Here is a 12,096-nt window from a genome sequence, read left to right on the forward strand (position 1 = left end):
CGTTCTGTTCCTGTCCGCCTGCCGCGTGCGCCGGGATCCTCCACCTTGCTGGTGTCACGCCGTAGCGCGCCGGCGCGTCGCTGCCAACCCCACCAGAAACAGTCCCGCCGCCGGCAGAGGGGGCCCAGCCCCCAGACCCACCGGGCACGCCCTTTCCCTTCAGCATGGAGGTGGTCAATCGCCATGCAGCAGAGACCGGCCGGCCGGTCTCTGCTGTCCGTGCCGGGGGCGGCCCCTGCAAGGACGCTACTTTTTCCCGTTCAGTCTGGACTTCGGTTCGGGGACCGGCTCGGTGGGCCGGATCAACCAATCCCGCCCGGACTGCCACACCGCGCCCGCTGGGTATTCGCCCCGCTGCACCCAGCCTTTCGCCGTGTCGAGCGTCACGCTGTGCAGTTGGCACCACTCGCTCAGGACCACGGCGGGAAGCGTCAGGCGCTCCGCCCGTCGTTGCGCTGCCCTGCGCTCCCAATCAACCTGTGGTTTCGCGTTTGCGTCTTCCATCATGTGTCTCCTGTCGGCGCCCGAAGCGCTTTGGTGGGTCTCAAAGCAGTGATTTCAGGCGGTGCAATGGGGTGGGGAGGTGGCCAAACAAGGCTCTGAGCGTTCCCAGAGGTGTGACCACTGATCTGTACGGTACGCCTTGACGGACGGGCGGTGTCGCCGTCCCAAGCGCCCGGCGGCCCCCTCCGCGTGATAAGTTCTGCCATTTCACACCTGAAGGGTGCCTGCGGGCCGCCGCTGCTGGCTTCGCTGCCGGTGCAGAGCGCTTCGGTCCCCCGGAGCCGGGTGTGCCCGCACGTGATGAGGAGGGCGACAGGTGTGACGCCCCCTGTCCTCGACCCAGCCTGGCGACGTGATGACCGTATCCAAATCCACCGTGAGTGGGTTTTCAGCCCCCATCAGGTTGGGTGAAGGCACGCTGACCAGCTTCGCGGCGGCAGGGGTTAACCACCTGCAGCGGCCGTTCCGGCCCGCATCTCGGCACGGCGCTCGGTCCGGCCTCCGGCAGGGCGCCGTGCGGAACCTGGCATGGTCCCCCGGAGGCCACCGTCTGCGCGGTCGGCCCCGTTGAGGAACTCAGCCGGATGCACCCGGCTCAGTGGGGAGTTGTCCATGCCGCACCCTGGGTGGCGGGTCCCCGCTCCACGGTGGCCGTGCGTGGCAGCCGCCCACTGGATGGCCCTGCAGCCGGAAGGTGGGCGCGTCGGGTGCTGGTTGGGGGTCCGGGACGGCGCACCCTCTGAGGCCTGCTGAGCCGCCCCTGCCCTGCACACTCGTGGGGACCCCCGTGTCTCTGACCCTTCATGTTCAGTGAGTTCAGTCGGCTGGAAGGCGAAGGGGGACTGAGACCGGATGAGCGACGACGGGAGCCGCGCCTTCCGCTTGGCCTCAGGGCAGGGGAACGGAGGACCTCGACACAAACAGTGAACCGATACCAATCCGGCTTTAGCTAACGTTTATCATGCGGCCATGACGGCTCCGCAGCGCTTCTTCCTCATTGACGACAACCCCCATGACCAGTTGCTCGCCATGGAAGCCTTTGCCGAGCTCTGCCCCGACTGTCACCTCACCTTCGCCAATGACGGCTCCGAAGCCCTGCGCCTGCTCCAGTCGACCGACGAGCTCCCCGAGGTGATCCTCCTGGACGTCAACATGCCCGGCATGAACGGCTTCGAAGTCCTTCAATCCCTCAAGAAGGACCCCCGCCTCGCCACGATCCCGGTCGTGATGCTCACCACGTCCGGCGCTCCCGAGGACGTGGCGGCCGCCTACACCCTCTACGCCAGTTCATACCTGGTCAAAGCCCAGGACTTCTCCGCATTCCTGAGCCAGATCGAGGCGTTCCTCGGCTACTGGGCGCACTGCCGCACCATTCACGCCTGACGCCCGGTCTGCGCACGGGCCGAAGGTCTGCCGGCTGATCTTTTGTCGGTCCTTCCAACCAGGTCGGCCGGGATGAACTCCCAGGTGCCCTCAGGCCGTGACCCACTTGAGCAGGCCGCAGGTGAGGAAGACGACGCGTCCCCTGGCGGGGCAGGTTGAGCCGCAGTGCATGCCGGGTTCGCAGGCCGTCAAGCCGCAGACAGCGCTGGAAGACCAGGCGCTGGTCACGCCGCTGGAGGAGGGCCTGGCCTGAATCAGGCCGCTTCGCCAGGCGCGCTCCGGGAGCGTCGGAGGCGGTTACCATCCCGAGGGACACAGCCCCATGCGGAAGTCCGGCGAGGCTGCGTTTCACTTCATGCGCCTGCACGTCTGCGCGACGAAGTGGGATCCGGCCAGAACCGCGTGCGCGATGGGCGTTGATCTGAAGAATATCAGTCCCCAGCCAGGGCGGCAGCCACGACGATCACCCGGAAAACAGGAGTGGGCGGCGCTGACGTGGCTTCGAGAGGACACCCGGGTACAGGACCGTCTCGCCGGCCGGGCTGTCTTGCAAAAAATGGCGCTTCCTGGCGCGCAAGTTCACCTGTCCACGCAGCTTTCGCGTGCGGCTTCAGGGCTGGAGTACGGTTCGCATCATGCCGAGACGCCTGACCACTGTGGACGTGTTTACTGCTACGCCCTTCCAGGGCAATCCCGTGGCGGTGGTGCTGGACGCCGAGGGGCTGTCGGCGGCGCAGATGCAGCACATCGCGAGCTGGACGAATCTTTCCGAGACGACGTTCCTGCTGCCACCCACCACGCCGGACGCAGACTACCGGCTGCGGATTTTCACGCCCGTGTCCGAGCTGCCGTTCGCGGGGCACCCGACGATCGGGAGCGCCCACGCCGCTGTGCAGTCCGGCCGGGTGGCGCCGCGCCAGGGCCGGCTGGTGCAGGAGTGCGGCGCCGGGCTGATCCCCATTGAGCAGATGGGCGAGGGCCGCTTCTCCCTGACGATGCCGCCAGCACAGTTCGAGCCCCTGAACGAGGCCGACACCCACGAACTGAGGGCGCTGCTGGGCCCGGGCGCCGGGAGTGACGTGCCGGCTGTGCTGGTGGACGTGGGGGCCCGCTGGATCGTGACCCGCCTGGCGGACCCGGCCGCGGTGCTCGCCCTGCACCCGGACTTCGCGCGCAGCGCCACGCTGGAACGCAAATTGAGGGCAACGGGGGTCTGCGCCTTCGCCACGGATCCAGCGACGGGTGTGGTGGAGGTGCGGTCCTTCGCGCCGTCGTGTGGCGTGAACGAAGACCCGGTCTGTGGCAGTGGCAACGGGGCCGTGGCGTACTACCAGCGGCAGCTGGGCCTGCTTGCCCCGGGGAGCGCGTACGCTGCCCGGCAGGGCCGGTGCGTCGGCCGGGACGGCCACCTGCGGCTGACCCTGACCGAAACGGGTGGGGTGCAGCTGGAAGGGGCCTGCGTGACCAGCCTGAACGGCACGTTGACTGACCCCTGAACGGCAATGCCCCTGACGCGGCTGCCTGGCCCCGGTCTGGCGCCTCTCCTGATCGGGTAACCGAGGCCCGACCGCGACATCCCGAGCGTCTGAAGAAGGCCGGGGTCCGGTTGTGACGGGTGCCGTTCCTGGGTGGGATGGCTGAGTTACAGGTCCGCATCGTGAAGCAGGTGTTCGAGAGGCACACGCACGAGGAATTCACGGTCCGGGCGGTCCATGGGGGCGCCGCCTGGCAGCGTCATGGTGATGAGCGCGGATAAGGTGACGACCCGGCGCTCCGGCGCTCCTCGGTCCAGGGCAGCCCCCTGCATCTGGCGCGGTACCCCACCCAGGCGCAGGGGTGCGCGGTGGCCGGGCCGGTCGCGGGGAAGTGCGTGCCCGCACCGTACTGTCCGCAGAGTGCGGCGACAGAGACGGAGGTCGCGGGCGGCCGCCGGACGCGGGCACCACCCTGCTCACCCGTGAAGGCGCGCTTCAGGCGGTCCTGGCGCCCCTGTTGACGTTCCCTGAGCGAGGACCGCTTGTCGCCGGTCCGCACCGCGGATAATGGGCCACGGCGAGGGACGTGCGGGCCTGCCTGGCGGCTCATGCCGGCGAGGATGTCTCCCTGGTGAACCTGGCACGGCTCTCGAGGCTCGGCTCCTTCGGATGTTCCGCCAGAACGTGGGGCTGCCGCCGCACGCGTGTCGGGCGCAGGCATGGGTTGCCGCGGGGTGGGGCCTCGCGGACGTGGCAATCGTCACGGGCTTCAACGATCAGAGCGCCTTCTGGACTCTGCTCAAGCGGCGCTGTGAGAACGGGCTGGGGGGGAGGACGGCCGCCGGTACGTCCATGAGCTGCGGCGTGCCAGCGGCACCTGCGTCACGCGGCCCCCTCGTTTCCCGGGGTGAATCCACATCAGCCACGCTGGTTCATCACCTCGACGAGCACCCGGGCGCCGTGCCGGATCTGCGCCTGCTCCAGTCCCCCGTACCCCAGCAGCAGCCCGTTTGCGCCTGTGGGTTCAACGTAAAACGGAGAGAGCACACTCACCTGTACCCCCCGCTCGCCCGCCAGGCGCGCCACCTCCGCCGCGTCCAGCCGCCCGTCCAGCTCCAGGTGGACATGGAAGCCTGCTTCCAGACCCCCGACCTTCGCGACGGTTTTCGCGCCCTGCAATTCGCGGACCAGGACGGCCCGCTTGCGCGCGTACACCCGCCGCATGCGGGCCAGGTGCCGCTCGAGGTCCCCGGAACGCAGGAAGAACGCCAGGGCCCGCTGCACCGGCCACGAGGTGTGATAGTCCGCCATGGTTTTGAGCGCGGTCAGCCGTTCGCGAAGCAGCGGTGGCGCGACCACATACCCCACCCGCAGCGCCGGGGACAGCACCTTGGAGAAGGTGCCGAGGTACACCACGCGAGCGGGATCGAGCGACGCCAGGGCGGGCAGGGGCGCCGTGTCGTACCGGAACTCACCGTCGTAATCGTCTTCCACGATAAGGCCGTCGTGTTCGTGGGCCCAGGCCAGCAGCGCGCGGCGACGTGGCAGGGACAGGCGGCTGCCCAGCGGGAACTGATGGGATGGGGTGGTGTACACCAGGGTCGGCGCGGCCACGCCTGCGGGCAGCGCCGCCACCCGCAGGCCATCGTGATCGACCGGAACCGGCAAAATGATCGCTCCGTGCTCGCGCATCACCTGCCGGGCCAGGCGGTACCCGGGTTCCTCAAAGGCCACCACGTCACCTGGGGCCAGCACCGCCCGCGCGACGAGATGCAGGCCCTGAATGGCTCCGCTGGTCACCACGACGTCGTCCGGACCGCACACCACGCCGCGCGAACGGCGCAGGTAGGCGGCCACCTCCGCGCGCAACTCCGGATCGCCGGCCGCGTCCGCGTACGCTCCTGGCAGCGCCTCCTCAGCCACCCGGCGCCACGCCCGCCGCCACGCCGCGTCCGAGAGCCGGGCCACCGCCGGCTGCCCCACACGGAAATCAATGACGTCCGACCGACTGGCGGGGGCCACGTCGGGCAGCACCGGCTGGCCGCGCAGCCAGCGGGGACTTCCCTGCGCCGCGACATTGATGGGCGTGATGCCTGAGGCCACAGGCACGTCCTGGCTGACGTATGTTCCGGCCCCCACCCGACCCACCAGATACCCTGTGGCCAGCAGGTCTTCGTAGGCGGTGATCACCGCCCCCCGGCTGACGTTCAGCACCCGGGCGAGCGTGCGGGTACTGGGCAGCCGGGCACCGGCATGCAGCTGACCGTTCAGGATGGCCCCCTGCAGCTGCAGGCTGAGCTGCCGAGCGACAGGAAGGGGTCCGGCCCGTTCCAGGTGCAGGGGCACGTCCACAGTCAGCCCTTGTCCCGCACCGGCAAATGGTCTGCCATTTTTCTTCTGAAGTGGTTCTTCTCGCTGCGCCATTTCCTCGTCAGGATAGGTGCCGTGACCCCGACCATTCGCTCAGCCACCGAACAGGACATTCCCCAGCTGCTGCCTTTGATGCGGGGGCTCGCCGAATTTGAGCAGTATATCGACGTCTTTGCCGTGGACGAAGAGGTCCTGCGCGTGCAGGGATTCCGGAAAGACCCACCCGACTTCCAGGCTTTCGTTGCTGAGCTCGACGGTGCCCTGGTCGGGACGCTGGTGTTTTCCCTGGTTCCGTTTACGGCCACGGCCACACCCACCCTGTACATCAAGGAGCTGTACGTGACTGAGGCCGCGCGTGGGCACCGTGTCGGTGAACACCTGATGCGCGCCGCGGCGCGCGAGGCCACCGCGCGGGGCTGCGGCGCCGTCCGCTGGACGGTTGCGAACTGGAACACGGCCGGGCAGCGCTTCTACGAGCGCCTGGGCGCGCAGCCCAACCCGGTGTGGGTGGATTACAGCCTCAGTGGGGCCGCCCTGATGGCGCTGGCTGAAGCGCCTGGCGCCGCAGCCACCGATGGAGACAGGAGCCCCAGGAGCGCCTCATGACCGACCCCACTCCCCGCGGCCACCTCAAACGCCAGGACAAAGCTATGACCCGCGAGGAGGCCGAAGTCTTCCTCGGCGCGGCGTTCTGCGGGCGTACCGGCACCCTCGGCCCGGACGGCTACCCCTACGTCGTCCCGAACCTCTTCACCTGGCAAGGCGGTCAGGTGTACCTGCACACCGCCCGGTACGAAGGGCATTTCCTGACGAACGTGCGCTTCCACGAGCAGGTGAGTTTCGAAGTGGACGAGCCGGGTGAGATCTTCCCCTACGGCCACGTGGAATGCGACACGTCCGTGTCGTACCGCTCGGTCATCGTGTTCGGCCGCATCCGCATCGTGGAGGACACGGACGAGAAGCTCCGCTTCTACCGGGCTTTCATGGACAAGTACGCCCCGGCAGACTCCTGGGGCCGGGAGAAGGACTCGCTGCCGCGCGTGAACGGCACCGTCGTGTACGCCATTACCCCGGACGCCGTCACCGGCAAACAGGGTCTCCTGCCCGGGCTGAGTGACCGCTGGCCGGCCAGGAACGACACTGCCTCGCCCGGCTGGCAGAAGCGCAAATAACGCCACCCTTCTCTTTCACCTCTGGAGACGATTCCATGAACACCCCCCTTCACATCAGTCCCGCTGTGGCGGAACGCTTCCCGACCTACCGCGGCCTCGTTCTGCTCGCTTCTGGGCTCACCAACGGGCCCAGCGACGAGCGCAGCCTCACCCTCCTGCGGGACGCCGAAGCGCACGCTCGCCAGATGTTTACCACCACGCCACCGGCCACCCACCCGCACATGGCCGCCTGGCAGGACGCGTTCCGCGCCTTCGGCATGAAGCCAAAGAAAACGGTGAACTCCGCAGAGGCCCTGATCTCCCGGGTGGTCAAAGGGGGCGAACTGCCGGCCATCAACCGGCTCACCGACGCGTACAACGCCGTCAGTGTGCGCTTCGTCGTGCCGTGCGGCGGGGAGGATCTCGACCACGTGGTGGGACAGGTCACCTTGACGGTGGCCGACGGCACCGAACCCTTCGAAACGAACAAGGACGGTGCGCCCTTCATCGACCATCCGGTTCCCGGCGAAGTGGTGTGGGCCGACGAAGCGGGAGTCACGTGCCGCGCCTGGAACTGGCGGCAGGGCGCCCGGACCCGGCTGACCGAAGCCACCACGAACGCCTACTTTCTGTTCGACGCCGTCGCGCCGATGACCTCGGAGGACCTGACCGCGGCCGGCGACGCCCTCGAAGCGCTGCTCAGAGAATTCTCGCCGGGCTGCGTGATCCACCGGGTGCATCTGGGCGGGTCAGGTGAGTGAGCTGACGACTGTGCTGGCAGCCGGGCTGGGGGCGGCCATGGCCTTCGGCGCGGGTGACTTCAGTGGGGGCCTCGCCACCAAGCTTGATCCGGTAACCCGTGTCGTGGCCCTGGGACACCTGTTGTCCCTGGTGCTGTTCGTGGGCCTCGCCGTTGTCAGCGGCGAAGCCTGGCCGCAACCGGCAGACCTGGCGTGGGGGGCCCTCGCCGGGGCCGGAGGCGTCGTTGGTCTGGGCTGCCTCTACCGGGGGCTGGCCCTGGGCCCCATGGGCACCGTGGCGGCCATCAGTGCCGTCCTGGCGGCCAGCCTGCCGGTGGTGACCACGGTCCTGCTCGGCGATCACCTGGGAACCGTTCAGCTGGTGGGGATGGTGCTGGCCCTGCTGGGGGTCACCGTCCTGAGCCGGGACTCGTCCCAGGGCCGAGGGGGGGTGGGTCTGGCGGCGCTGGCCGGACTGGGGTTCGGGACGTTTTTCCTGTGCCTCGGGCAGACGCAGACCGGTGCCGTGTTCTGGCCCCTGGTGATGGCCCGGATCGTCTCGGGCAGTGTGATGCTGCTGCTGGCCCTGCGTGGACCCGGCCTGCGTCCTCAGGCGGTGGTCCCGATCGTCGGCTCCGCAGCGCTGGACGCGTTGGGGAACGTGCTGTTCGTCATCGCGGCGCAGACGGGGCGGCTGGCGGAGGCCAGTGTGCTGTCAAACGCCTACCCGGCCTTTACGGTGCTCCTGGCCCTGCTGGTGCTGCGCGAGCGACTGCGGCTTGACCAATGGTGGGGCTTGTGGATCACGCTGCTGGCCGTGCCGATGATCGCCACTCACTTATAAACAGCTGCAGAGACGGTGCAGCGACGCCGTCCTCGTGCACCTGCCTGCGGTCGAACCTGAAGCTTGGGCGACGCTGGCCGTCGCAGACGTTGTCCAGTTTGCCCCTCAGTGGCCAGATTTGTCGGCTGCTCTGTCAGGCTGTGGTGTCCAGAATCAGCCGCAGCGTCTGTGCCGGCATGTCCCAGTGCGGAAAGTGGCCGCTGTGATCAAACCAATGCAGCCGCGCGTCGGGAAACAACGCCTGAGCCCTCGCTGCCTGTCCCGGCAGACACACCCGGTCCCAGCGGCCCCAGCCGATCACCAGCGGGTGCGCCAACCGGCCCCGGGGCACCCCCTGCTGCTCCTCGCCAAACGCCAGGTTGCGCAGCAGTTCGTCCGTGGACGGCGAAGCGGCGAAACTTCTCATTTCGGACAGGGTGAGCTCTGGCGCCAGGGCCCAAGGATGCGAGGAAAACTGGGCGAACAGGGCGCTGCGGCCAACGGGAGAAGCCGTCAGGACAGGCATGGCCGGCTGAAGCGCACGGATCAGCGTGATGGACGCGGCCACCGTGCTGTAGAAGAAGCCCCGTTCCCAGCCCCGCCAGAACCCCCCCGGATCAAGCGACACCACCGCACCCAGGACGCCTCCGCGCCGCGCGAGTTCCAGGACCAGTCGGGCGCCCATCGAAGTGCCCACGGCGTCGATGCCCAGGAGGTGCTCCCGCGTCAGAAAATCACTCAGCGTGTCGGCCAGCGTGGCGATGCTCACCTCACCGGACAGTGGGGGCGTATGGCCGAAACCGGGCAGATCAACGGCGATGACCTCACGCTGCGCTTCCAGTCCGGCCAGAATCGGCGCCCAGGTCTGCCAGGAACTGCCCAGCCCATGGACCAACAGCAGCGGCTTGCCCCGGCCGCGCCGGAGGTGGTGGAGCGAAGGACCGGGGCGCCCCTGAGGCAGAGGAGTGGGTGAAGTCACCTCCTTACTTTCGGGGCGGGCCGTGTGACGGCCTGCCTGATCACGCTAAGACCACTTGAGGTTTCCCCGGCGGAGCGCCTCCGGCGGCGAACGGTGGACGGCGCTGCATTGCTCGCCGCGCGGAACGGTGCAACGCCGAACGAATTAACACGTCAGAGACCTGTCCCTCGGTCGTGGCGCACCAGGATTCATCCGCAGTGACATCGGTCCAGAGTTCATCGCCCGTGACCTGGGGATCTGGCGGGCGGCTCAGGAGATCGGCACGCGGTTCCTTCAACCGGGGAAACCGTGGCAGAACGGCTTCGCCGAAAGTGTTCACGCTTGGCGGCAGGTGGAGTGTCTCAACCCGGACGTGGTTTCTTCGGCCAAGCACGCCCAAGTGGTGCTGGACGGGTACCGAGCGTTTTACACCACCAGCAGGCCCTTTCTTCCCTGAATGACCGCACTCCTGACGAATTTGGCCAGCTGGCCCGGCGCCAGGCTGCCCTCCCCCTCTGCGGACAGGCCACCGCAGAGGCGGCCGTCATTCCGCCACCTGGGTGAGCACCGACGACCGATGCGGTACCCTTCTGTTGAGCCCGGTTCCCGCGGCCTGCGTATTGCTCTGCGACAACGTGCAGCCCTTTTTTGGTTAGGGTTCTTGGCCCCCCCTAGGCGTGGCGCTGGGCACCAAACTGCTGTTGGCCGCGCCACCGGTCGTTGGACGCTGATGTTCGGCCTTATCGTCCTCCGGCCCATCAGGTCATCGCTGAGGCCGCAGAGGTGGCGCGAGCTTTGATCAAGAAGGCGCGCGACCGGGCAGTGTGCCGGCCTGCAAGTGGAGTGCGGCAACGTCACTTTTTTCCGCTGGCCTGGACCGTGGTTCATTCCACCACCGTGGCCACCCCGCTGTGGCAGGTCAGCTCCGAACGGCTTCAGGCCGCCGCGACGGCGTGCGGGCCCGGGTCAGCTCCTGGGCCGCACGCACAGGCCGACTGAGATCCTCTGCAACAAAAACAGCCCTTTACTGGGGGCTGTCCTTTCAGCGTGGATGTTCAAAGCTGCGCGACGCAGGTCTCTGTGACTCGAGCGTTGACAGTGTCGATCTGCATGCGGTAGTCACCGCTGTCGTTGTAGTTGACTTTGAGTTCAACGCCTGAGGCTTGCGTTGACCACAGGACAAAGTCGGCGCTCGGGCTGTACGCGAAGAAGTTGTAGTTGGCTGTGGCGTTCGTGTAGCTGTAGGTCAGGGCCTTGCCGGCGTAGCTGTAGCTGCCCTGGTCCTTGATTGTCAGGGTGCAGCTGTCTCCGCCCAGCGTCTTGCCAACGACGGTGCCCTTCAAACAGGTCGGTGCATTGATGTCGGCAGAGCCGGAAACGTTGGGGCAGCCGGCAATCTGAGTCCGCGTGAGGGTGGTGCCGTTACCGGGAGCTGGAACAGGTGTGGGTGAGGGTGTGGGATTCGGGGCTGGGGTGGGATTTGGGGCGGGCGCGCCGCCACCTCCGCCACAGGCGGCGAGCACGAGGGGCAGCAGGGCGGCAGCGAGCAGAAAACGGCGCATGGGTATCTCCTTGTGGGGCCGCGTGGGGCGACCGAAAAACGGGGCGGCAAGGCAGACCGTCGCCGCCTTCATGAAGACGGACAGCGACGGCCGGGGCGCAGGACTTAGTGAGGCGGGCAGTGGAAGATGCTGCAGGTGGGAATCCCACGGTTCAGGGCGCTGGCCGCGTGGGCCTGGGCGCTGAAGCTGCCCAGGGCGAGCAGCACGTAGAAAGCAGAAATCCTTCGCATTCGTGTCAAGGGGTCCTCCGGGGCTGGGGTGCCGGTGGGCACAAGATAGAGGGCCGGATTCAAAAAAGAACGGGTAGACTTTTAGTGTGACTCGTGTTACCGTCTCGGCGCCTGAGGCCATGGACCTGTTTCTGGACCTGGCCAAATTGCGCCTGTTTGCGCCTTTCTTGGCCGGGCCGATCACTGTGACCGACGCGGCCCGCCTGACGGGCGTCAGCGCCAGCGCCTTGAATTACTGGGTGAAGCGCGCGCTGGACTGGAACCTGCTGGAGCGGGTGGGTGAGGACCGCCCGGCGCGCTACCGGGCAGTGGCCACCGATTTCGTGATGAACCCCACGGCTGTCATGCCCTTTGAGGACATGCTCGAGCGGCGCGACCGGTCCTCCTGGGCCCGGATGCTGAGCGGCTACGCCCGCGAGTACGGGCGCGTCTCGGCCGACTGGGTGTTCCGAGTCTATCTGGAAGGCGGAGCGTTGCTGCACCGGGACCTGGTACCGGCCGAAGCGATGACGTCCCCAGCGCCGCCGCCTGAGCTGCCGCTGAACGAGTGGGGGGTGCTGCGCCTGAGCCGCGCCCAGGCCCGGGTTCTGAAAGAGCGGCTGGAGGAGACCTTGCAGGCTTTTTTCGAGGAGGCCTCCGACGATCAGCAGGACGAGAAGTATCTTTTTCATGTGGCCGTGGTGCGCGACGGCGGCGCTGCGTCATGATCGGAGCGTCCGCAAGTCGCTTCCCATCACCTGTGCAATGACTCAGTACGAATTTGGGTTGGGCTGGCCCTATGCACGCTCACCTGTCCTGGAGAGTCTGTCTCTTGCTGCCGCGGGCACATAAAATCCTGTTCTTTGTCTTTGCCCTTCAGGACAGCGGGCTGGGGGCCGGGAGTTTTACCGCCTGTACGAG

At 67.6% G+C, this 12,096-nt stretch carries 14 protein-coding genes; 9 read left to right on the plus strand and 5 right to left on the minus strand.

Annotated features, from left to right (window positions below):
* Positions 1-246 precede the first annotated feature (246 nt).
* Complete coding sequence (locus tag LAJ19_RS16405; RefSeq protein WP_225523936.1) at positions 247-507, minus strand: hypothetical protein; 261 nt, start codon at positions 505-507, stop codon at positions 247-249.
* Between the two features lie 966 nt (positions 508-1,473).
* On the opposite strand from LAJ19_RS16405, the gene LAJ19_RS16410 reads away from it, so the two are divergent.
* From LAJ19_RS16410 to LAJ19_RS16415, 3 genes are all read left to right on the plus strand, one after another.
* Positions 1,474-1,887 (plus strand): response regulator, encoded by a 414-nt coding sequence (locus LAJ19_RS16410; protein WP_225523937.1) that lies wholly within the window; start codon positions 1,474-1,476, stop codon positions 1,885-1,887.
* 121 nt (positions 1,888-2,008) lie between these two features.
* Positions 2,009-2,140, plus strand: a complete 132-nt coding sequence (locus LAJ19_RS21735; RefSeq protein WP_255639898.1) for a hypothetical protein — start codon at positions 2,009-2,011, stop codon at positions 2,138-2,140.
* A 382-nt stretch (positions 2,141-2,522) separates the two neighbouring features.
* Complete coding sequence (locus LAJ19_RS16415; RefSeq protein ID WP_225523938.1) at positions 2,523-3,383, plus strand: PhzF family phenazine biosynthesis protein; 861 nt, start codon at positions 2,523-2,525, stop codon at positions 3,381-3,383.
* An 897-nt stretch (positions 3,384-4,280) separates the two neighbouring features.
* On the opposite strand, the gene pdxR is transcribed toward LAJ19_RS16415, so the two are convergent.
* Positions 4,281-5,708 (minus strand): MocR-like pyridoxine biosynthesis transcription factor PdxR, encoded by a 1,428-nt coding sequence (gene pdxR / locus LAJ19_RS16420; RefSeq protein WP_225523939.1) that lies wholly within the window; start codon positions 5,706-5,708, stop codon positions 4,281-4,283.
* A 99-nt stretch (positions 5,709-5,807) separates the two neighbouring features.
* Here pdxR and LAJ19_RS16425 point away from each other — a divergent pair, with 99 nt between their 5' ends.
* The 4 genes from LAJ19_RS16425 to LAJ19_RS16440 are packed head-to-tail and all read left to right on the plus strand — an operon-like array spanning position 5,808 to position 8,467.
* Positions 5,808-6,338, plus strand: a complete 531-nt coding sequence (locus tag LAJ19_RS16425) for a GNAT family N-acetyltransferase (RefSeq protein ID WP_225523940.1) — start codon at positions 5,808-5,810, stop codon at positions 6,336-6,338.
* Positions 6,335-6,904, plus strand: coding sequence for a pyridoxamine 5'-phosphate oxidase family protein (locus LAJ19_RS16430; protein WP_225523941.1), 570 nt, complete (start codon positions 6,335-6,337; stop codon positions 6,902-6,904). The genes LAJ19_RS16425 and LAJ19_RS16430 overlap by 4 nt, the downstream gene beginning before the upstream one ends.
* A 35-nt stretch (positions 6,905-6,939) precedes the next feature.
* Positions 6,940-7,644 carry a B3/B4 domain-containing protein gene (locus LAJ19_RS16435; protein ID WP_225523942.1) on the plus strand — a complete coding sequence of 235 codons (705 nt, stop codon included), beginning with the start codon at positions 6,940-6,942 and terminating at the stop codon, positions 7,642-7,644.
* The gene (locus LAJ19_RS16440) at positions 7,637-8,467 is read left to right on the plus strand and encodes an EamA family transporter (RefSeq protein WP_225523943.1); all 831 of its coding nucleotides are present in this window, start codon (positions 7,637-7,639) and stop codon (positions 8,465-8,467) included. Before LAJ19_RS16435 ends, LAJ19_RS16440 begins: the two co-directional genes overlap by 8 nt.
* 133 nt (positions 8,468-8,600) lie before the next feature.
* Here LAJ19_RS16440 and LAJ19_RS16445 read toward each other — a convergent pair whose 3' ends face one another.
* Positions 8,601-9,341, minus strand: coding sequence for an alpha/beta fold hydrolase (locus LAJ19_RS16445; RefSeq protein ID WP_255639899.1), 741 nt, complete (start codon positions 9,339-9,341; stop codon positions 8,601-8,603).
* A gap of 340 nt (positions 9,342-9,681) precedes the next feature.
* Between LAJ19_RS16445 and LAJ19_RS22155 the strand changes: the two genes are divergently transcribed.
* Positions 9,682-9,861 carry an integrase core domain-containing protein gene (locus LAJ19_RS22155; protein WP_225523999.1) on the plus strand — a complete coding sequence of 60 codons (180 nt, stop codon included), beginning with the start codon at positions 9,682-9,684 and terminating at the stop codon, positions 9,859-9,861.
* Positions 9,862-10,459: 598 nt separating this feature from the next.
* On the opposite strand, the gene LAJ19_RS16455 is transcribed toward LAJ19_RS22155, so the two are convergent.
* On the minus strand, positions 10,460-10,966 hold the full coding sequence (locus tag LAJ19_RS16455) for a hypothetical protein (RefSeq protein WP_225524015.1): 507 nt from the start codon (positions 10,964-10,966) through the stop codon (positions 10,460-10,462).
* Positions 10,967-11,070: 104 nt separating this feature from the next.
* Positions 11,071-11,196 (minus strand): hypothetical protein, encoded by a 126-nt coding sequence (locus LAJ19_RS21740; RefSeq protein WP_255639900.1) that lies wholly within the window; start codon positions 11,194-11,196, stop codon positions 11,071-11,073.
* 86 nt (positions 11,197-11,282) lie between these two features.
* On the opposite strand from LAJ19_RS21740, the gene LAJ19_RS16460 reads away from it, so the two are divergent.
* A complete protein-coding gene (locus LAJ19_RS16460; protein WP_225523944.1) occupies positions 11,283-11,903 on the plus strand; it encodes a MarR family transcriptional regulator in 621 nt (206 codons plus the stop codon).
* Positions 11,904-12,096 lie beyond the last annotated feature (193 nt).

This window comes from Deinococcus taeanensis (assembly GCF_020229735.1).
In the GTDB taxonomy this organism is placed as follows: Bacteria; Deinococcota; Deinococci; order Deinococcales; family Deinococcaceae; genus Deinococcus; species Deinococcus taeanensis.

Excerpts from the sequence above, each read along its gene's own strand:
- LAJ19_RS16405 (WP_225523936.1), bottom strand. The coding sequence starts at position 507 with ATGATGGAAGACGCAAACGCGAAACCACAGGTTGATTGGGAGCGCAGG.
- LAJ19_RS16410 (WP_225523937.1), top strand. The coding sequence starts at position 1,474 with ATGACGGCTCCGCAGCGCTTCTTCCTCATTGACGACAACCCCCATGAC.
- LAJ19_RS16415 (WP_225523938.1), top strand. The coding sequence starts at position 2,523 with ATGCCGAGACGCCTGACCACTGTGGACGTGTTTACTGCTACGCCCTTC.
- LAJ19_RS16430 (WP_225523941.1), top strand. The coding sequence starts at position 6,335 with ATGACCGACCCCACTCCCCGCGGCCACCTCAAACGCCAGGACAAAGCT.
- LAJ19_RS16435 (WP_225523942.1), top strand. The coding sequence starts at position 6,940 with ATGAACACCCCCCTTCACATCAGTCCCGCTGTGGCGGAACGCTTCCCG.
- LAJ19_RS16455 (WP_225524015.1), bottom strand. The coding sequence starts at position 10,966 with ATGCGCCGTTTTCTGCTCGCTGCCGCCCTGCTGCCCCTCGTGCTCGCC.
- LAJ19_RS21740 (WP_255639900.1), bottom strand. The coding sequence starts at position 11,196 with ATGCGAAGGATTTCTGCTTTCTACGTGCTGCTCGCCCTGGGCAGCTTC.